Here is a 20,191-nt window from a genome sequence, read left to right on the forward strand (position 1 = left end):
TCAAGAAACGAGTTGTTGCAATGGGGCACGGCTCGTTTTTTGAAAGGCCATGGCAGGAGTAGTAAGTCATCCGCCAGCGAGTCGGGAGAAAGAGGTGTGAGCCCGGCAAAGCGCCTGCGGAGCGCGTGAGGCTGAACTCGCCTGTCGGCTCGATATGAGCAGGCCGCAACGGTGAAATTGGAGTAGTCGTTGCCGGGTTCGCCCGTTAGCGCGTTCTGAGTGGCCGGGAAATTTTCTTTCCGGGCAATCAGGGTGGTACCGCGGAGCAACCCTTCGTCCCTGTTTGGATGAAGGGATTTTTGCTTAATCATTTAGAGGAGAGAGGTATGAACTCATCACCGATACCGGCGTACAATCCGGGAGAAATTGAAAGTAAATGGCAGCAACGTTGGGAGCAGGATGGACTGTATCATTCCGATATTGACCCTTCCAAACCAAAACACTACGCCCTGACCATGCTTCCTTATCCTTCCGGCGATTTGCACATCGGTCACTGGTACGCGATGACCCCGTCCGATGCGCGGGCGCGCTTTATGCGCATGCAGGGGTATAACGTGCTCTTTCCAATCGGGTTCGATGCTTTCGGGTTGCCGGCTGAAAATGCGGCTATCCAGCGCAACATTCACCCCAAAGTGTGGACGTATCGCAATATTGAGAACATGCGCCGTCAACTGCGGAGCATGGGGGCAATGTTCGACTGGCGGCGTGAAGCGATCAGTTCAGACCCGGAGTATTACCGCTGGACCCAGTGGTTCTTCTTGAAATTGTATCAACACGGGCTGGCTTATCGAAAAATGTCACCGGTGGATTGGTGTCCACACTGCAACACCACCCTGGCGCGGGAGCAAGTGTGGGGAGAAGACCGCCACTGCGAACGCTGTGGCACTCCGGTTATCAAGAAAAATCTGGAACAGTGGTTCTTCAAGACCACCGAATATGCCGAGGAATTGCTGCGTTACGATGGGATTGATTGGCCGGAGCGGGTGCGCACCCTGCAAACTAACTGGATTGGGCGCTCCGAGGGAGCAGCGGTTTACTTCACCACTCAGGATGGCGACTTGCTGGAAGTGTTTACAACCCGGCCGGATACGCTGTGGGGAGCAACCTTCATGGTGCTGGCTCCGGAACATCCCCTGGTGGAAAAACTGACCTCGGATGAACAGCGAGCTGCGGTTGAGGCGTATGTTCAACAAACCTTGCGTCAGTCGGATATCCAACGCGAGGCGGCCGATAAGGAGAAAACCGGTGTATTCACCGGTGGCTTTGCCATCAACCCGGTCAATGGGCGGCGGATTCCGGTCTGGATTGCCGATTATGTGTTGATGACTTACGGTACCGGGGCAATTATGGCCGTTCCGGCGCACGATGAACGCGATTTTGCATTTGCTTTGAAATACGGTTTACCCATTTTGCCAGTGATTGCCCGGCCGGATGGTCTGGCAAAATCTTTTGCGCCGGCTGGTTCGATGAGGGCCGGATTTACCGAGGCACTGAGCCATGCGGGGATTGCCTTTGAGCAGAATGAGAGCGGGGTCTTTGTGACCTTGAACTCTGCGCAGATCGAGTCCTACCTGAACATTGCCAAAGAACATCTGAACAGCGGTTATTGGAACGAAATTGTCGGCTCGCGCTGGGTGTTCATCTTTGAAAATGGACTGTGGGAGTGGGAATCGCCGGAGGCCGAGACGCGCATACTGGCGCGCTGCAAGGAATTGCAGCCGGCCGTTCGCCCGGCGCGTACCTTGATGGAGATGCTGTGGAATATTGAATTCTACCGGGATGTGCTGTTCCATGCTGAATACGGGATGATGATCAATTCGGCTGAGTTCAGCGGCACTCCCGGCGAGCGCGCCAAAGCGGAAGTGACCCGGTGGCTGGAGCAAACCGGCAAGGGAAAATATGCGGTGAATTACCGACTGCGGGATTGGCTGATCTCCCGCCAGCGTTACTGGGGCGCGCCAATTCCCATCATCTACTGTCCGACTTGCGGCACTGTGCCGGTGCCGGAAGATCAACTGCCGGTGCTGCTGCCAGAAGATGTGGAGTGGAAACCGACCGGTGAAAGTCCTTTGAAACTGCATCCAAGCTGGCGAAAAACCACCTGCCCGCAATGCGGCGGCGAAGCCGAACGCGAAACGGATACCATGGACACTTTCATGTGTTCCTCGTGGTACCACCTGCGTTATCTCAGCCCGTGGTACCACGAAGGTCCGTTTGACCCCAAAGAGTACGACTACTGGATGCCGGTGGATACCTACACTGGCGGCATTGAACATGCTACCATGCACCTGATTTATACGCGCTTTTTCCACAAAGCCTGCCGTGATATGGGCATAACCAAAGGCGATGAGCCCATGCTGCAGTTGCGTAATCAGGGGATGGTGCTGGGCGAAGATTCCGAAAAGATGTCAAAAAGCCGCGGAAATGTGGTTTCGCCGGACAATCTGGTGGCGGCATACGGAGCTGATACCGTGCGCGCCTACCTGATGTTCTTTGCCCGCTGGGATCAAGGCGGTCCGTGGAGCAGCGGCGGAATTGAAGGCACCAGCCGCTGGCTGCGAAGGCTCTGGTCCGTGGTGCTGGAACCGGTTGCCTCCAGGTCGGTTGATGAAAGCGTAATCCGTAACCTGCGCCGCAAGGTGCATCAAACTCTGCGGGCGGTCACGCGTGATTTCCGCGAATTTGAATTCAACACCATTGTCTCGGCATTGATGGAACTGCTCAATGAAATGAGCAAAGCCAAGCAGGCCGGGGCGTTTGGCACGCCGGCATGGGAAGAAGCCGTGGATATTTACCTGCGGATGCTGGCGCCGGTCGCTCCCCACATCAGCGAGGAATTGTGGGAGAAATTGGGAAAACCCTACTCGGTTCATACTCAACCCTGGCCAGTCGTGGATGAAGAAGCGGCTCGCGAGGAGGAAATCACGCTGGTGGTGCAGGTAAATGGGAAAGTGCGTGACCGGATTCAGGTACCGGTGAACATTTCCGAAGAAGAAGCCAAAGCCAAAGCACTGGCCACCGAGGGCGTTCAACGCCATCTGGAAGGGCGTAGCCCACGCCAGATCATTTATGTTCGCGGCCGGCTGGTCAACATCGTCATTTGATTTTATCGGCCGAAGGAGGAGAAGCCTTTTTATCTGGCGGCAGCGAGGCGTCCGGCTTCGCTGCCGCGTTTAATGCGATTTAGTTAAAAAAACAGTATACTCAGAGAGTCATTGCCGGCTCAAGGAGGTAATATGCGGCTGGAAGATTTGAACTGGATGGATGTAGAAAATTACCTGCAGCAAGATGATCGCCTGATTCTGATTCTTGGTGCCTGCGAACAACATGGTTATCTCAGCCTGCTGACAGATGTGCGTATCCCGCTGGCACTGGCCGATGCTGCCAGCGAAAGAACGGGGGTGCTGGTGGCGCCGCCTCTCAATTTCGGGGTTTCGCCCTATTTTTTGGATTATCCCGGCACGATCAGTCTGCGTTCCAGTACTCTAATTCAGGTGGTTGAGGACATGGTCAGGTCGGTTTACAGGCAAGGCTTCCGCCGCCTGCTGGTGTTGAATGGGCACGGCGGAAACGATGGGGCGCGTAATGTGCTGGTGGAACTGGCCAATCAACTGCCGGAATTAAGGGTGGCGTGGTACGCCTGGTGGAAGTCGCACAGTGTTGAGGCTGTGGCAGAAAAGCATGAATTGAAGCCGGCCCATGCCAACTGGCTGGAGGCTTTTTCGTTTGTTCAGGTGGCCGATCTCCCCCAAGGCTCCAAAGTCCCGCCGGCTTACCAGGGCTTGCCCAACGCCGAACAAATGCGCCGGTTGTATGGAGATGGTAGTTTTGGCGGGGCTTATTCCACCCGGCCGGAAATCATGCAGGAATTGTTCGAAGCAGCCCTCGCGGATATCCTTCTACTCCTGCAATTTGATTGAGGAGAAGTTTGCCCTTTACCCCAGATTCACTTATGGGATGGTTAACTTCAATCCTGTTAGGGGGTCGTTGCGCAGGGCATTCGACGAGGGTTGAGAGCAACTTACCGCAGGACTGGGGGATTTTGTAACCTCAAAAATGTTTTCAATATTAAAAAATCATGTATAATGTGTTAAGAAATTTGAAACTCCCTCAGCCCGGTATGATTGAAGCAATGGATAAACATGGCAGTGGCGGGGAGATACGGTTTGTGTTTGGATTTGCTCTCTCCATTGGGGAGAGATGAGGAATTCGTAGATTAGCCGGAGAGTGAAATCGGCTCTGAATTCAAGGCGGAAACTGCTCAAAGCGGGGCGTTGACGCTTGACCAGTGCAATTAAACCGGAGGCTTGATCGGGTGAAAGTTCCACAAAAGTTATTGGGTTTAGGTTTCGCCAAAGCCTCATCAGGGACGAATACATTTTTGATTGAGCTTCTTAATCGGCGCTCCCGGTAAAATCTGCATTCAATCTCCGCACAAACTGGTTCTTCTCAGGCTGCTCCGGGCAGGCTGGTGTTTGATTGAACGCGGAGCGTAAGGTAACGGCATTAAAGGTACAAAAGCGTAATCCCAATCGAGTCAATGTTTATCTCGACGGGGAATATGCTTTCGGTCTTTCTCGAATTGTGGCAGCCTGGTTGCAGGTCGGGCAGGTATTAAGTGAAGAGAAGATTTGTTCTCTGCAACAAGAAGAAACCCGTGAAGCCGCCTACCAGCGAGCACTCCACTACTTGAGTTTTCGTCCGCGTTCTGAGGCCGAAGTTCGCCGTAAACTGCTTGAAAAAGGATTTGACCAGCTGCTGGTCGAGGAAATCATTGAACGGTTAAGGGCAGAACGCTGGTTGGGTGACTCTGAGTTTGCGCGATTGTGGACGGAAAACCGCACAACCTTTCGACCTCGCAGCCGCCGTTTGCTGCGCTTTGAACTGAGGCAGAAGGGAGTTTCGGAAGATCATATTGAAGAGGCGCTCCATCCTTTAGCGGAAGAGAGTGAACTGGCGTATGAGGCTGGCATTCGTTATGCGCGAAGATTGACCAGTCTGCAGCCGGATGTGTTTCGCAAGCGGCTGACGGCGTTTTTGGCACGCCGCGGTTTTTCTTACGGAACGATTGCTCCGGTTGTGCGCCGTATCTGTTCTGAGCAAGAGATGGAGCAGCCGAAAACCTGACTCTGGAAAGAGGAATTGGAACATGGGACAATTTGGATTTGAAACATTGATGTTGATTTTGCTGGTGGATGTGGTGATTTTAGCGGGTGTGGCATATTTTCTTACCCGCTATTTTGCCGAAAAGTTCAAAAACGATCAGCAAAACAAAGCAGATGCGGTTCTCCTGCAAGCCAACGAAAAAGCGCGCGAGATCGAGCTGGAAGCCAAAGATCGAGCCCTGAAAACCTTGCAGGAAGCCGAGGCGGAAATCAACCGCCGCCGCATGGAAATCAACCGCGAAGAAGACCGTTTGCAAAAACGACGGGCGGAGCTCGATCAGCGGTTTGAGCGGTTGGAACAGCGTGAACAGGCCGTCAATAAGCGTCAATCGTCTGTGGATAAGCGCCTGAACGAGATTGAAAAAATGTACGAGCAACAAATGGCGGAATTGCAGCGCATTGCGCAAATGTCGGTCGAAGAAGCCCGGGCGGTGTTGCTCCAAGAGGCTGAAAAAGAAGCCCGGGCAGATATGGCGCGGATCATCCGTCAGATTGAAGCCGAAGCTCGTGCAGAAGGCGAAAAGCGCGCACGCGAGTTGATCGCCGAGTCCATCCAGCGGGTGGCTTCCGATCATGTCGTAAGTGTCACCACTTCTGTGATTTCCCTGCCGAACGAGGAAATGAAAGGGCGCATCGTCGGGCGGAACGGACGTAATATCCGCGCATTCGAGCAGGCTGCCGGCGTGGATGTGATTGTGGACGATACCCCCGAAGCGGTCACCATCTCCTGTTTTGATCCGGTCAGGCGGGAGGTTGCCCGGCGGGCGCTGGAGCGGTTGATTGTGGATGGACGCATCCACCCGGCGCACATCGAGAAAGTACTTGGGGAAGAGCAGAAGGAAGTGGATAAGAGCATTATCGAAGCGGGCGAACAAGCCGCCTATGATGCCGGTGTAACCGGCCTGCACCCCGAAGTGATCAAAGTCTTAGGCCGTTTGAAATATCGCACCTCTTATGGGCAGAATCAGCTGGCCCATGCGGTTGAGGTTGCCAAACTTTCGGCTGTGCTGGCAGCCGAACTGGGTGCGGACGTGGATATGTGCCGGATGGGTGGTTTGCTGCACGATTTGGGCAAAGCCATGGATCACAATACCGACGGCACTCATGCCATGATCGGTGCGGAGTTTGCCAAACGCTACGGCGTGCCGGCAAAAGTGGTCAACATCATTGCTTCTCACCATCATGAAGTTGAGCAGGAAAGTGTTGAGGCGATCATTGTCGAGGCGGCCGATGCTATTTCCGGCGCTCGGCCGGGAGCTCGCCGCGAAGACCTGGAACAGTACATCAAACGCCTGCGGGCTCTGGAAGAAATTGCCAATTCCTTCAAGGGCGTCAGCCAGAGTTATGCCATCCAGGCCGGACGGGAAGTTCGCATCATCGTCCGTCCGGAGGACATTGACGATCTGGCGGCAACCCGTCTGGCCAGGGATATTGCGAAAAAGATTGAAGAAACCATGCAATATCCCGGTCAAATCAAGGTAACGGTTATCCGAGAAACACGGGCGGTTGATTACGCCCGCTAAACCCGCCGCTCATGAAGCAGTTACTCCAAAACTTGCGGGATGGTAAAGCCGCAGTTGTAGAAGTACCGGTACCGACGCCGAAACCCGGCTCGGTACTGGTACGCAACGCGGTTTCCTTGATCTCCGCCGGTACCGAGCGGATGGTGGTGGACTTTGCCGGTAAAAGTTTGTTTGGCAAAGCCCGCTCTCGCCCGGATCTTGTTCGTCAGGTGTTGGATAAAGCCCGCCGCGAAGGGGTATTGACCACCCTCGATGCCGTTTTCAATCGGCTGGATCAGCCGATGGCGTTGGGTTATTCCTCCGCTGGTACGGTTGTGGCGGTCGGCGCTGATGTAGAGGGACTTAAACCCGGTGACCGGGTAGCCTGCGCTGGCGGGGGGTATGCAGTCCATGCCGAGTATGTGGTTGTCCCAAAACACCTGCTGGCAGCCTTGCCGGAGGAGGTGGATTTCGAGAGCGCCGCCTTCACTACACTGGGTGCGATTGCCTTGCACGGCTTTCGATTGGCTGAAACCCAGATTGGCGAGCGGATTGCGGTGATCGGGTTGGGGCTGTTGGGCCTGCTCAGTGTCGGGATTGCCCGTGCAGCAGGCTGTTCGGTTTTTGGCGTGGATTTAGACCCACGGCGGATTGCCCTGGCGGAGCAAATGGGTGCGATTGCTGTACCACGATCTGCAGCGGAGGAAAGCGGCCGCTCGCTGAGTGAGGGGCGTGGTTTTGATGCGGTTCTAATCTGTGCCGACACTCCCAGCAGCGACCCGGTTGAATTGGCTGGCTTACTGGCACGTGAACGCGCGAAAGTGATTGCAGTTGGAGCGGTTGGTCTCTCTTTGCCCCGCAAGATTTATTATGAAAAAGAATTGCAATTCGTCGTTTCGCGTTCGTACGGGCCGGGGCGCTATGATCCGCAGTACGAGGAAGGTGGGGTGGATTACCCCTATGGATATGTGCGCTGGACGGAGGGGAGGAACTTGCAGGCGGTTGTCGCTCTGCTTGCCAGCGGAATGTTGGATGTAAAACCGCTGATTACACACCGTTTCCCCATCGAACAGGGCGAGGTGGCTTATGATCTGATCAGCGGCAAAAGCGGTCAGCCGTTTTTAGGGGTGCTCTTGACCTATCCTCAGGGTGAGGAATGGACTGCACCGCTGCGCCGGGTGGAGTTGAGTCCGCAAAATCAGCCACTGGAAGGGCTGCCGGGGCTGGGTGTGCTGGGCGCCGGCAATTACGCAACGGCAGTATTTTTACCGGTGGTGCAAAAAAGCGGTGGGGTAAAAAAAGTGGGGATTGCCACCGCAGGCGGAGTGAGTGCCCGCCATGCCGCCGACCGCTACGGCTTTGAGTTTGCCAGTTCGCAGGAAAGTGATGTTTTGGGAAACCCACGGGTTGAAATTGTCGCAATCCTGACCCGTCATCAGCACCATGCCCGGCAGGTAATTCGGGCTTTACAAGCCGGTCAGCACGTGTTTTGCGAAAAACCGCTGGCCATCACGCCGGAAGAACTGGATGCCATTCAAGAATTGCTGATGCAGCAACCACCCGCCTTGCTGACGGTGGGTTTCAATCGCCGATTTGCGCCGTTTTCCCAAAAATTGTCCGGGTTTTTATCCGACCGGCACGAACCGATGTTCATTCAATATCGGGTGAATGCGGGTTACCTGCCCTTGACTCACTGGCTGCATGACCCGCAGCAGGGCGGTGGACGAATCATCGGGGAGGGGTGCCATTTCATTGATTACCTGACTTTTCTGGTTGGCAAACCGCCCATCCGGGTGCGGGCAGCCGGTTTGCCGGATGGGGAACGTTATCGGCAGGATAATGTGAGCATGATCTTGACCTTTGAAGACGGTTCGATTGGTAGCCTTACCTATCTGGCGAACGGTGATAAGAGTTTTCCGAAAGAAAGGGTGGAGGTGTTCTGCGGCGGACGAGTGGCGGTTTTGGATGATTTTCGTTCGCTCGAGCTGATCCACAACGGCCACCGCCAGAAATTCACCGCTCGCTTGCGGCAGGACAAAGGACATCAGGCTTTGTGGCAGGCTTTTGTGGAGGCTGTCCGGCAAGGCGGTTCCCCTCCAATTCCATATGATCATCTGCTGGGTGTAACCCGAGCCAGTTTTGCCGCTGTGGAATCCCTCCGTCAGCAGGCTGATGTAGAAATCCGGCTGGCTTAAATCCCGGAGAGACATGTCCAGCGTGTGGACGAAAGCATACTGTCTGGTTAAGGAAGTGGGTCCTGGCCCGCTCATTTCTCTGGCAATCTACCGGATGGGCATTCAAAGCGGTTATTACCGCTGGCGAACGCCGATTGGCGGCAGAAAATTAAGAAATCTCCCTGACCTTCGTGCTGATGTGTTTGTCCTGCCCGATCCGGTTCGGCTACTAGAGTGGGATCGTCTGCGTGGTGTAGATGGAACTGCCGAAGCCGAAGAAATCCTCTCCGGCCGGGTCAGGTTGTTCGGCGCCGAGCCGCAGCCCCTGAATTTTAAACCCCCGCACCCTGATCGGCATTGGAGCACGCTTGATGAGCAGGGTGTAGCAGGCGATATCAAGCAAATCTGGGAAGCGGCTCGGCTTGGATGGGTTTTCCCACTGGGCAGGGCTTACCGGCTGACCGGTGATGAACGCTACGCTCATTTTTTTTGGAATTCTTGGGAGCAGTTCGTTCTGCACAACCCGCTCAACTGCGGAGAAAACTGGCTTTCGGCCCAGGAGGTCGCTCTGCGATTGATTGGGTTGGGGTTTGCCGTTCAGGCTTTTCAACCCTCCGCACACTCTGATCGAAGTCGAAGGCAAAGTGCAGCCGAAGCCATCGTCCAGCATGCCCGGCGGATCGAGGTTACGCTTTCGTATGCGCGGGCCCAGAACAACAATCACCTGCTTTCTGAGGCAGTGGGCTTGTTGATGGCGGCTCACCTTTTACCGGACTGGTATGAATCACGCCGCTGGCGGAAGACCGGTTGGAAATGGTTTCAGTGGGCGATTGACCACCAGATTGAAGCGGATGGGGAATACGTTCAGCACAGTGTCAATTATCACCGGCTGATGTTGACCTTGGGACTGATCGTCTTTCGAATGGCTCAGGTTGAGAAGTTTGCTTTACCAGATAGAATCTGCCAAAAATTGCAACTCGCGGCGGAGTGGTTGAGGGGGGTGATGGATGAAACCAGCGGTCAAGCCCTTCAACTGGGTCACCATGACGGAGCGTATCTGATTCCGTTTGGAGGAAGCATTGAGGATTATCGCCCCACCGTTCAGGCCGCCCTGGCCGCTTTCGGCGGTCAGCGTGCTTTGCCGGAAGGGGGTTGGGACGAATTAGCCGCCTGGCTGGGGTTGAATCCGACTGAGTTAACCCCCATGAAAGGTTGCCCAAATCTAAATGGGATTAAACGATTGGGCAATACTCGTGAATGGGCCAGTCTGCGGGCGAAGCATTTCACCAATCGCCCGGCACATGCCGATCAATTACAGGTAGAACTGTTTTGGAACGGCTGCCGGGTGGTGTGCGATGCCGGCACTTTTGCCTACAACCTTCCGCCCCCGTGGCAAAATGGTCTGGCGCAGGCTGGGGTGCACAATGCACCGCTGTTGAATGATCAACAACCCATGCTGCGGGCGGGAAAATTTTTATGGCTGCAATGGGATCAGGCACGATTTTTGGAAGAATCGGATGAGCAGCGGCAGCAGGTGGCAGCTGTGCGATATGGATACTACCGATGGGGTGTTCATCAAGAACGCCGGTTAACCCGGGTAGATACCGGCCGCTGGCAGGTGGTTGACCGTCTTTCGCCCCTTCGCTCTGGTCAGATTATCGGAAAAATCAACCTGAACTGGTTGTTGCGGGATGGGGAATGGAATCTGGATGATGGGGCGTTGATGGTGGAGTATGCGGAATTTCGTCTCGTGGTTCGGGTGGTCAGTCTACCACAAGGTTCGATGAAGATGAGGATCGTGCGGGCGGGTCAGATTGTGAATGGTGATGGGGAGAAGGGCCTTGAATCCCTCCTGGGCTGGTTTTCTCCAACTTACCTTGTCCGTCTTCCGGCAATTTCATTCTGTATCGAAATACATGCCAATCTCCCAATTCTATTACAGACGGATTTTGAGATTTACCCGAAGTAAGCCTTCCTTAAAGAAGCCCGTACATACTGAAAATTTTAAGATAAAATCAGAGCGATGCATATTTTGTTAATTCATCAGGCGTTTGCTTCCCTGGACGAAGCCGGTGGAACACGGCATTACGAAATGGCTCGTTTTCTGGTTTCACGTGGTCATCAAGTTACGATTGTTGCCAGCCCGGTTTCTTACCTGACGGGTAAAGCTCGACAGCAAAAAGTCCAATGGCTGACTGGCGAACAACCCGAGCCGGGTATTACCATTTTGAGGGCGTTTACTTACCCGGCGCTGCACAGAAGTTTTTTCCACCGGTTAATCAGTTTTTTTAGTTTCATGTTTTCTTCATTTCTGGCCGGTTTATCCGTAAAACGAGTTGATTTGGTTTGGGGTACTTCTCCGCCCATTTTTCAGGGGGTAACCGCCTGGATGGTAGCACGTTTAAAGGGAGTGCGTTTTTTATTCGAAGTGCGCGATTTGTGGCCGGCGTTTGCGGTCGCGGCTGGTGTACTGCGCAGCCCGTTCCTGATTCGACTTTCGGAGGAATTGGAAAAATTCCTTTACCGGCACGCCGATCGGGTGATGGTCAATTCGCCGGGTTTCATTGAACATGTCAGCCGTCGCGGGGCGCGCTGGGTGGAACTTGTTCCCAACGGGGCTGATCCGGACATGTTCGACATGCACCAGAACGGAGTTCACATCCGTCAGCAGTGGGGCCTGGGTGATGAATTTGTGGTTTTATACGCCGGTGCTCATGGACTTTCGAATGATCTGGAAGTTGTTCTTGACTCTGCCCGGATTTTGATGGATGATCCGCGAATCCGATTTGTGCTGGTGGGGGATGGCAAAGAGAAACCCAATCTCATCCGTCAGGCGCAAGAGATGGGGTTGACCAATATCCTGTTCATGCCGCCGGTTGCGAAGAAAGAGATGGGGAAAATTTTGTCGGCTGCGGATGCCTGTTTAGCCATTCTCAAACCCCTGGACTGGTATAAAACGACTTACCCGAACAAGGTGTTCGATTATATGGCGGCTGGTAAGCCGGTTTTGCTGGCGATTGATGGGGTGATTCGCGAGGTGGTTGAGTCTCATCGGGCTGGAATTGCTGTTCCACCGGGGAATCCGCAGGCTTTAGCGGAAGCTGTGCAAAGACTGGCTGCCGATCCGCAAACGGTTAAAGCGATGGGATTGGCCGGCAAAAAAGCGGTACAAAACTGCTATAATCGGCAGCAATTCTCGCTTCGCCTGGCTGAAATAATTGAGGAAATGAGGTTTTAACCATGCCGGAAAAAATCTTGATTGTGGAAGATGAACAAACTTTGCAGGAAACCCTTGCATACAACCTGACCCGGCAAGGTTACGAGGTTGAGACGGCGGGGGATGGCATAAAGGCGCTGGATCTGGCCCGCAAAATCCATCCTGATCTGATTATTCTGGATATTATGTTACCGGGGATTGACGGTTTTGAGGTTTGCCGGATACTGAGGCAGGAGATGACCACGCCGGTTTTGATGCTGACTGCCCGGGATGATGAAATTGACCGGGTAGTGGGGTTGGAGGTCGGCGCGGATGATTACCTGACCAAACCGTTCAGTATGCGCGAATTGCTGGCAAGAGTGAAAGCCATGCTACGGCGGGTGCGGCTGATGCGCGAAGAATTCAGCCAAACGACGGGTGAGGTGAGTACCCCTTCGCAGTTGTTGACGTTTGGCAATCTGGTGGTTGATATTACCCGCCGTGAGGTGCGCTTGAACGATCAGGTGATTCCGCTCAAACCCAAGGAGTACGAATTACTGCTCTTTCTGGCTCAACATCGCGGGCAGGTTCTTTCGCGGGAGTTTATTCTCGAAAGGGTGTGGGGATGGGATTACATCGGCGACAGCCGCACGGTTGATGTTCACGTGCGATGGCTGAGAGAAAAGATTGAGGATCATCCCGCTCAGCCTGTCAGAATTGTAACGGTGCGTGGAGCGGGATACCGCTTTGAGGGCTGATGCGGCGCATGAAACGCTCTCTATTGTGGCGGTTGGCAATCCCCTTCATCTTGTTGATCATTTTATCGGTGGGGGGCGTCAGTTTGTATGCGTACCGCTTCATGGAGCGGACGTACTATGAAAATCTTCGGACTACGCTGCGTACCGAAGCGGATTTAATCGCCAGGGATGTTCTTGAACATTTGCGGGAAGGTGAAATCAATCCGCAGTTAGACAATTTAGTCAATGATTATGCCAGTATTACCGGCGTTCGGGTCACCATTATCCTGCCGGACGGGCGGGTCATCGGCGAATCGGGTCGAGATCCAACGCAAGTGGAGAATCACCTGAATCGCCCGGAAGTGCAGCAAGCTCTTGCGGAAGGAGAGGGTACGGCAATCCGATTGAGCAATACCGTTCATCAGCGGTTATATTATCTTGCTCTGCGGGTTGACGGCAATGGTGTACCACTGGGGGTTGTGCGGCTTGCCAGCTCGATTGAAAAGATCGAGTCCGATTTACTGGAATTGAGAAATACCATTCTTGGGAGTGCCTTGCTGACAATTGGCTTGACGATTTTGCTGGCTTTTCTGGCTGCCAATCAGACGATTACGCCTCTACGCCAGTTGACTCGTGAGGTTTCAAGGTTGGGAATCGGGAATTTTAACATTGAATTACCAACTTACCGCCAGGATGAAATTGGCATATTAAGTCAGGCGTTTGTGCGTATAGCCAAGAGACTAAGTGAGCAAATTGAAGGTTACCGTGAAGAACGCAGCAAACTGGATGCTGTTTTAAGGAATATGAATGATGCCATCTTGATTGTGGATGGTCAGGGCTTGGTGACCTTGATCAATCCGGCGGCAGAGCGGATTTTCAACGTGGACTCAAGTCGCGCCCTGGGGCATTCACTGGTGGAGGTTGTGCGTCAGCATGCATTTGTCGAATTGTGGCGCAGCTGTGTGAAGACCAAACGCCAGCAAATTGCTACCATTGAAACGGCGCCCGAGCGTTTATTCATTCAAGGAATTGCGACACCACTTGAGCCGTTGCTGCCTGAAAATACTCTGCTGGTCTTTCAGGATCTGACTCGCGTGCGGCGGCTTGAGGTCGTCCGTAGAGATTTCATCAGTAATGTTTCGCATGAATTACGCACCCCTCTGGCATCTCTGAAAGCACTGACCGAGACATTACAAGAAGGCGCTCTGGAGGATCCACCGGCGGCGCGGCGGTTTTTGCAGAAGATGGAAAATGAAATTGACAATATGACCCAACTGGTGCGGGAGTTACTGGAACTTTCGCGAATTGAATCTGGCAAAGTTCCGCTAAACCTCAAACCCGTCCCGCCCAATGAATTGGTGGCACGAGCGGTGGAGAGGATGCAATTACAGGCAGAACGGGCGGGTTTGACCCTGCGTCGGGAGTGTGCGGAAGACCTGCCCAATGTGCTTGCCGATGCGGAACGCATCGAACAGGTGCTGGTCAACCTGCTGCACAATGCGATCAAGTTTACTCCGGCAGGAGGAGAAATCGTGGCGCGGACGTGGAAAGAAGCCGGGCAGGTCATCTTCTCCGTTCAGGACACCGGCGTGGGGATTGAGCCGGCGGCTCTTACGCGTATTTTTGAACGGTTTTACAAAGCAGACCAATCCCGCTCCGGCGGCGGTACTGGACTGGGGCTTTCGATTGCCCGGCATACGGTTGAAGCTCATTCCGGGCGAATTTGGGCGGAAAGTGAAGTGAATCGGGGCAGTACATTTTACTTCTCCATCCCCACAGCCTGAACGATTGTCATGTGGGGCAGGTTGATGAAGGATGCAGAAGGGGTGATCGGCTGGGTGACATTTGAACCGGTCAATTCGGGAAATTTGACCGTAGCAGGGACGGGGTGGGAGTCATACACTATTTATTTAAGTGGACAATCTGCACTTCTTTTGTGAAATTTACCTGAGATTCACATCGAGAGGTTTGGTGCGATGAATTCTTCCGTTACGGTTCTTTCTCAATGGCAATTTGCCATTACCTCTGTGTACCATTTCTTCTTCGTGCCGCTCACGCTGGGGCTTTCGGTTCTGGTAGCCCTCATGGAAACCATTTATGTTCGCACCGGTGACGAGCGCTACAAACGCATGACTAAATTTTGGGGCAAGTTGTTTGTCATCAACTTTGCCATGGGGGTGGTGACCGGTATCGTCCAGGAGTTTCAATTTGGGATGAACTGGTCGGAGTATTCCCGTTTTGTTGGCGATATCTTCGGAGCGCCGCTGGCTATTGAAGCGCTGCTGGCATTTTTCATCGAGTCGACCTTCTTGGGGGTGTGGATTTTCGGGTGGGATCGTCTGTCTAAATCCCTGCACGCGGTAGCCATCTGGCTGGTAGCCATTGCCTCGAACCTGTCGGCATTCTGGATTCTGGTTGCCAATTCGTTCATGCAATCGCCGGTAGGTTATGCAGAAGAGGGCGGGCGGCTGGTGATGCAGCAGTTTTCAGCCTTGTTGACCAACCCGTACGTGTGGGGTCAGTTCCCTCATACCGTTTTTTCGGGGTTTACCACGGCGGCATTTTTTGTGATGGGTATCAGCACTTATCATCTGCTGCGCCGAAAACAGGAGGAAGTCTTCAAACCCTCGTTTCAACTGGCAACCGTATTTGGGAGTTTGTCCATTCTGATGGTCATATTGATCGGCCATAATCAGGCGCAACAGATGGTCAAATTGCAGCCGATGAAAATAGCTGCCGCAGAAGCCTTGCTGAATACCGAAAACCCGGCTTCGTTCTCGCTTCTTTCGGTGGTGGATCAGGAGACGATGAGTGAGCAAATTTCATTGCGGATTCCGCGCGTTCTCAGTTTGCTGGCATATAACCGCCTGGATGGCGAAGTGAAGGGCATCCTGGACCTGCAAAAAGAATACGAACAAAAGTACGGGCCGGGTAATTATGTTCCCTCCATTGGCATCAGTTACTGGTCATTTCGGTTTATGGTGGGCAGCGGTTTTTTGATGCTGGCTTTTGCGGCTTATGCGTTGTATCGGGTGCTGCGCAATCAACTCAATGCTGAAACGCGCTGGTTGAAACTTTTCCTGCCGGCGATGGCACTGCCCTATCTAGCCAATATTTTTGGCTGGCTTTTGACTGAAATGGGCAGGCAACCCTGGGTGGTTTACGGAAAATTACTCACGGCTGAGGCAGTATCTCCCAACCTCACCCCTGGGATGGTCATGACTACTTTACTGGGATTTACGATTGTCTATGGATTATTGATGGTTGCGGATGTGTATTTATTGCGTAAATACGCCATTGCCGGCGCAGAAGCACAATTGCCAAAACCGCGCACTGTGGAAGAGCAAACCTATTGGGAATGAGGAGGCGAGATGGATCTGAATACGCTTTGGTTCATCTTGATTGCGGTATTGTTTGTGGGCTACTTTGTGTTGGAAGGATTTGATTTGGGGGTAGGAATGCTGCTGCCTTTTCTGGGTAAGAATGATACCCAGCGCAGAATGATCCTCAACACAATTGGACCCCATTGGGACGGCAACGAAGTCTGGTTGATTACTGCCGGGGGGGCGATGTTTGCGGCTTTTCCAAACTGGTATGCGACCCTTTTCAGCGGTTTTTATCTGGCGTTGTTTTTGATGTTGATCGGTCTGATTGTGCGGGGAATTGCGTTGGAGTTCCGGTCCAAAGACGAGAATCCCCTATGGCGCAAGTTGTGGGACTGGGCAGCCTGTGTGGGCAGCTTTATCCCCTCGCTTCTGTGGGGAGTGGCTTTTGCCAATTTCATCCGTGGTGTACCCATTGATGCTCAAAAGTATTATGTGGGTGGCTTCTGGGATTTGATTAATGTCTACTCCATTTTAGGTGGACTTGTGACGTTATTCGGATTTTTACTGCAAGGGGCCATCTTCCTCTCACTGAAAACCGATGAACCCATTGCCAGCCTGGCCCGCCGAACGGCCAGCCGAATATGGGTTGGAACGACCCTGGCGCTGGTTGCGGCCACAGTCGGGACTTATTTATTCACGGATATTTTGGAAAGGCTGGGGGTCAACCCCGGCCCGGTGCCGATTGGAGCGGTTCTGGCTTTGCTGGCTGCGGGTTGGTTTATCCGACAGGGACGGGACGGCTGGGCTTTTGCCAGCAACACACTGGCAATCATTCTTTCAACCGCCACCATATTTTTAGTCCTGTACCCGCGTGTGCTGGTTTCCAGTCTCAGTCCCAATTTCAGCCTGACGATTTACAACAGTGCTTCCGGTCCGACCACGCTCCAAACAATGACCATTGTGGCGTTAATTTTTGTTCCGCTGGTTTTACTGTACCAGGGCTGGAGTTATTGGGTTTTCCGTAAACGGGTGTCGGCAAATCCCAGAGATTTGCACTACTAATTCTGACCGGATCATCGCATCAGGACGGTGTGGATTTCCCGCCGTCCGAAATTTTTTAATGGTCGGCGAATAGCACTTTACCTTAACTCAAACATGGCTTAAAATCACAACACTACAATCCTCACGGGAGGCAGTTTATGAGCAAGCAGTGTTGTCGAAAAGAAGTTGTCACCACCGATCAAGCGCCCAAACCGATTGGTCCTTATTCGGCAGCAGTAAAGGGTGGGCACTTTTTATTTACGGCGGGGCAAATTGGAATTGACCCGCAAACGGGTGAAATTGTACACGGGGGAGTGGAAGCAGAAACCCGTCAGGTGATGAAAAACATCCGCGCATTGCTGGAAGCAGCCGGCACCAGCTTCGAGCGAGTGGTCAAGACCACGATTTTCCTGCGGGATATGAACGATTTTGCCAAAGTGAACGCGATTTACGGAGAGTTCTTCCCCAGCGAACCGCCGGCGCGTTCCACTGTTCAGGTTGCAGGGCTTCCCAAAGGCGCAGCAGTGGAGATCGAGGTGGTCGCTTTATTGGCGGAGGATGATCCCTGCTGTTGATCGAAGGACTTAAACATTCCCGGGACGTGAACCAGTCAATGGTTCAATCGGTTTCAATCATCATTCCATGCTACAACGAGGAAAAAACCATTTCCTTGCTGCTGGATGCTATTTACCGTCAGACCTACCCGCGTCATTTGATGGAAGTGATCGTTGCCGACGGCGGTTCGGTGGATGAGACCCGTCAACGGATTGCGGCTTTTCAACAAACCCATCCCGATCTTAAAGTGCGGGTGATTGATAACCCGAAGCGGATCATTCCGGCAGCGCTCAACCGCGCCATTGAGGCCTCTGAGGGGGAGATTATCTTACGGCTGGATGCTCACTGCGTACCGGCTGAGGATTACATTGAACGCAGTGTGCAAAATCTCGACAAAGGGGTTGGGGATAATGTGGGCGGTTTGTGGATAATCGAACCCGGCAGTCAGGATTGGATCGGTTATTCGATTGCTGCGGCAGCTGCCAACCCGTTGGGGGTAGGGGATGCCCGCTATCGTTACAGCCGTCACATGGGAGAAGTAGACACGGTGCCCTTTGGGGCCTTTCATCGCTCGCTGATTGAAAAAATTGGCGGTTACGACGAGACCCTGCTGACCAATGAGGACTACGAATTCAATACGCGCATTCGCCAAAACGGTGGAAAGGTATTTTTTGATCCGGCTATTCGCAGCATCTACTACGCCCGGCCGAATCTAGGTTCGCTGGCACGCCAGTACTGGCGTTACGGTTACTGGAAATGGCGCATGCTGCGTCGCTATCCCCGCTCGCTGCGCTGGCGGCAGCTTCTTCCACCTCTATTTGTCACTGCAGTGGCTCTGATGTTGATATTATCCATGTTCATGGAAATTACACGTTTCCTGCTGATTGGACTTCTGGGTTTGTATGGGTTGGCGCTGATGGTTTCTGCCATCCCGTCAGCCGTGCAAAAGCGTCAATGGTATTTGGTTATTGGTGTTCCGCTGGCTATTGCTACCATGCACTTTTGCTGGGGATTGGGCTTTTTAACCAGTATGTTTCGCTCTCTGAAATCGTGAGATAATTAATTTCATGGGTACACAACCACTATCACCTCGTCAAGGTCTTCGATTACGCCCTACTGAAAGACGCTCAACCCTTTTTCTTGGGGATTTTCTGGTTGCCATTATCTCCTTGCTCTTATCACTCTATCTTTGGGCGCAGGGGGCAGAATGGTATCGTTTTTCCTGGGCATTTTTACAGGAAAGAGTACCGCTGTGGTTCTTCTTTTTACCGGTAATCTGGCTGCTTTTACTGTCCGAATCATATAGTCCGCGGCGTTCCAGCATCCGCACTGAAACTGTGCAGGAAATTACACTGGCTGCGGGAATCAGTCTGGTGCTATACCTGCTCGTCTTTTTCGTCTCGGAACCCAATTCATTACCCAGACGCGGGGTGGGTGTCTTCATCTTGTCGGCTTATCTGCTGACCCTTGCCTGGCGATTTTTGTATATTCGATTGTTTACTACACCGCTGTTCATGCGGCGGGTGTTGATTGTCGGAGCCGGGCGGGCTGGATCTGAACTTGTACGGATTATCAAGGAGATCTGGCCGCCACCGTTTTATCTGGTCGGGTTGGTGGATGATGACCCGGAGAAGATAGGGGGGAATGTGATGGGTTATCCCATCCTGGGCGGAAACGAGCAATTATTCGATCTGGTGCAGGAGCATCAGGTCACCGATCTGGTATTTGCCATTTCAGGTGAGATGAATCCTCAAATGTTCAGCCGCTTACTGGAAGCGGAAGAACAGGGAATTGAAGTAACCACCATGCCAACAATGTATGAAGAACTGCTGGGGCGCATTCCCATTTATTTTTTACAAACTGACTGGGTGTTGCGTTCTTTTGTAGATCAGGTTCACGCCAGCGGCTTTTTTGAACTGGCAAAACGACTGATGGACATTTTTGGCGGATTGGTCGGGTCTTTTGTGATGATTGTCTTATTTCCAATTATTGCTCTTCTCATTATCGTTGATTCGGGCTTTCCGATTTTCTACCAACAAGTACGGCTGGGTAAAAACGGCAGACCGTATAACATGATCAAATTTCGGACGATGCGGCAGGATGCTGAAAAAGATGGGATTGCCCGTCCGGCGAGCAAGAACGATGACCGCGCTACGCGGGTTGGCCGTTTTTTACGCAAGACCCATCTGGATGAATTACCCCAATTCATCAATGTCTTACGTGGGGATATGAGCCTGGTCGGCCCGCGTGCAGAGAGGCCCGAAATTGTAGAGCATTTACAGCAATACATCCCATTTTACCGGGCGCGCTTATTTGTCAAACCGGGGTTGACCGGATGGGCGCAGGTCAATTATGGGTATGCCGAAAATGTGGAGATGAATGCTATCAAATTGGAGTTTGATTTATATTACATCAAACGCAGGAACTTATTGTTAGATTTTCTCATTCTCATCCGAACCATCGGTACGGTGGTTGGTTTTAAGGGTCAGTAATTG

Annotated in this window: 14 protein-coding genes; all 14 read left to right on the plus strand. The window is 52.9% G+C overall.

Annotated elements, in window-relative coordinates; translation table 11 throughout:
* Positions 1–326: 326 nt before the first annotated feature.
* The 14 genes from AC812_RS18095 (at position 327) to AC812_RS04380 (ending at position 20,188) form a co-directional block, all read left to right on the plus strand.
* Positions 327–3,104 carry a leucine--tRNA ligase gene (locus tag AC812_RS18095; protein WP_082148993.1) on the plus strand — a complete coding sequence of 926 codons (2,778 nt, stop codon included), beginning with the start codon at positions 327–329 and terminating at the stop codon, positions 3,102–3,104.
* A 132-nt stretch (positions 3,105–3,236) separates the two neighbouring features.
* Complete coding sequence (locus tag AC812_RS04320; protein ID WP_061914758.1) at positions 3,237–3,920, plus strand: creatininase family protein; 684 nt, start codon at positions 3,237–3,239, stop codon at positions 3,918–3,920.
* 559 nt (positions 3,921–4,479) lie between these two features.
* Positions 4,480–5,127, plus strand: coding sequence for a regulatory protein RecX (locus AC812_RS04325; protein WP_061914762.1), 648 nt, complete (start codon positions 4,480–4,482; stop codon positions 5,125–5,127).
* A gap of 22 nt (positions 5,128–5,149) precedes the next feature.
* Positions 5,150–6,688 carry a ribonuclease Y gene (gene rny, locus AC812_RS04330; protein WP_082148994.1) on the plus strand — a complete coding sequence of 513 codons (1,539 nt, stop codon included), beginning with the start codon at positions 5,150–5,152 and terminating at the stop codon, positions 6,686–6,688.
* A gap of 11 nt (positions 6,689–6,699) precedes the next feature.
* The gene (locus AC812_RS04335; protein WP_061914765.1) at positions 6,700–8,862 is read left to right on the plus strand and encodes a bi-domain-containing oxidoreductase; all 2,163 of its coding nucleotides are present in this window, start codon (positions 6,700–6,702) and stop codon (positions 8,860–8,862) included.
* A 13-nt stretch (positions 8,863–8,875) separates the two neighbouring features.
* Positions 8,876–10,810, plus strand: a complete 1,935-nt coding sequence (locus AC812_RS04340; RefSeq protein WP_061914768.1) for a heparinase II/III family protein — start codon at positions 8,876–8,878, stop codon at positions 10,808–10,810.
* A gap of 54 nt (positions 10,811–10,864) precedes the next feature.
* Positions 10,865–12,079: a glycosyltransferase family 4 protein gene (locus AC812_RS04345; RefSeq protein ID WP_061914770.1), complete on the plus strand. Its 1,215-nt coding sequence runs from the start codon at positions 10,865–10,867 to the stop codon at positions 12,077–12,079.
* Positions 12,080–12,081: 2 nt separating this feature from the next.
* The gene (locus AC812_RS04350; RefSeq protein WP_061914773.1) at positions 12,082–12,795 is read left to right on the plus strand and encodes a response regulator transcription factor; all 714 of its coding nucleotides are present in this window, start codon (positions 12,082–12,084) and stop codon (positions 12,793–12,795) included.
* Between the two features lie 8 nt (positions 12,796–12,803).
* Positions 12,804–14,558, plus strand: a complete 1,755-nt coding sequence (locus tag AC812_RS04355; protein ID WP_169787257.1) for an ATP-binding protein — start codon at positions 12,804–12,806, stop codon at positions 14,556–14,558.
* A gap of 192 nt (positions 14,559–14,750) precedes the next feature.
* On the plus strand, positions 14,751–16,136 hold the full coding sequence (locus tag AC812_RS04360; protein WP_061914779.1) for a cytochrome ubiquinol oxidase subunit I: 1,386 nt from the start codon (positions 14,751–14,753) through the stop codon (positions 16,134–16,136).
* A 9-nt stretch (positions 16,137–16,145) separates the two neighbouring features.
* A complete protein-coding gene (gene cydB, locus AC812_RS04365) occupies positions 16,146–17,162 on the plus strand; it encodes a cytochrome d ubiquinol oxidase subunit II (protein WP_061914782.1) in 1,017 nt (338 codons plus the stop codon).
* Between the two features lie 137 nt (positions 17,163–17,299).
* Positions 17,300–17,716 (plus strand): RidA family protein, encoded by a 417-nt coding sequence (locus AC812_RS04370; RefSeq protein WP_061914785.1) that lies wholly within the window; start codon positions 17,300–17,302, stop codon positions 17,714–17,716.
* Positions 17,717–17,754: 38 nt separating this feature from the next.
* On the plus strand, positions 17,755–18,750 hold the full coding sequence (locus AC812_RS04375) for a glycosyltransferase family 2 protein (protein WP_061914853.1): 996 nt from the start codon (positions 17,755–17,757) through the stop codon (positions 18,748–18,750).
* A gap of 13 nt (positions 18,751–18,763) precedes the next feature.
* Positions 18,764–20,188, plus strand: a complete 1,425-nt coding sequence (locus tag AC812_RS04380) for a sugar transferase (protein WP_061914788.1) — start codon at positions 18,764–18,766, stop codon at positions 20,186–20,188.
* The last annotated feature ends 3 nt before the right edge of the window (positions 20,189–20,191 follow it).

The organism is Bellilinea caldifistulae (genome assembly GCF_001306055.1).
In the GTDB taxonomy this organism is placed as follows: domain Bacteria; phylum Chloroflexota; class Anaerolineae; order Anaerolineales; family Anaerolineaceae; genus Bellilinea; species Bellilinea caldifistulae.

Coding starts and splice junctions, on each gene's coding strand:
- AC812_RS04380 (WP_061914788.1), top strand. CDS start 18,764: ATGGGTACACAACCACTATCACCTCGTCAAGGTCTTCGATTACGCCCT.
- AC812_RS04370 (WP_061914785.1), top strand. CDS start 17,300: ATGAGCAAGCAGTGTTGTCGAAAAGAAGTTGTCACCACCGATCAAGCG.
- AC812_RS04375 (WP_061914853.1), top strand. CDS start 17,755: ATGGTTCAATCGGTTTCAATCATCATTCCATGCTACAACGAGGAAAAA.
- AC812_RS04360 (WP_061914779.1), top strand. CDS start 14,751: ATGAATTCTTCCGTTACGGTTCTTTCTCAATGGCAATTTGCCATTACC.
- AC812_RS04350 (WP_061914773.1), top strand. CDS start 12,082: ATGCCGGAAAAAATCTTGATTGTGGAAGATGAACAAACTTTGCAGGAA.
- AC812_RS04345 (WP_061914770.1), top strand. CDS start 10,865: ATGCATATTTTGTTAATTCATCAGGCGTTTGCTTCCCTGGACGAAGCC.
- AC812_RS18095 (WP_082148993.1), top strand. CDS start 327: ATGAACTCATCACCGATACCGGCGTACAATCCGGGAGAAATTGAAAGT.
- rny (WP_082148994.1), top strand. CDS start 5,150: ATGGGACAATTTGGATTTGAAACATTGATGTTGATTTTGCTGGTGGAT.
- AC812_RS04335 (WP_061914765.1), top strand. CDS start 6,700: ATGAAGCAGTTACTCCAAAACTTGCGGGATGGTAAAGCCGCAGTTGTA.
- AC812_RS04320 (WP_061914758.1), top strand. CDS start 3,237: ATGCGGCTGGAAGATTTGAACTGGATGGATGTAGAAAATTACCTGCAG.
- cydB (WP_061914782.1), top strand. CDS start 16,146: ATGGATCTGAATACGCTTTGGTTCATCTTGATTGCGGTATTGTTTGTG.
- AC812_RS04355 (WP_169787257.1), top strand. CDS start 12,804: ATGAAACGCTCTCTATTGTGGCGGTTGGCAATCCCCTTCATCTTGTTG.
- AC812_RS04340 (WP_061914768.1), top strand. CDS start 8,876: ATGTCCAGCGTGTGGACGAAAGCATACTGTCTGGTTAAGGAAGTGGGT.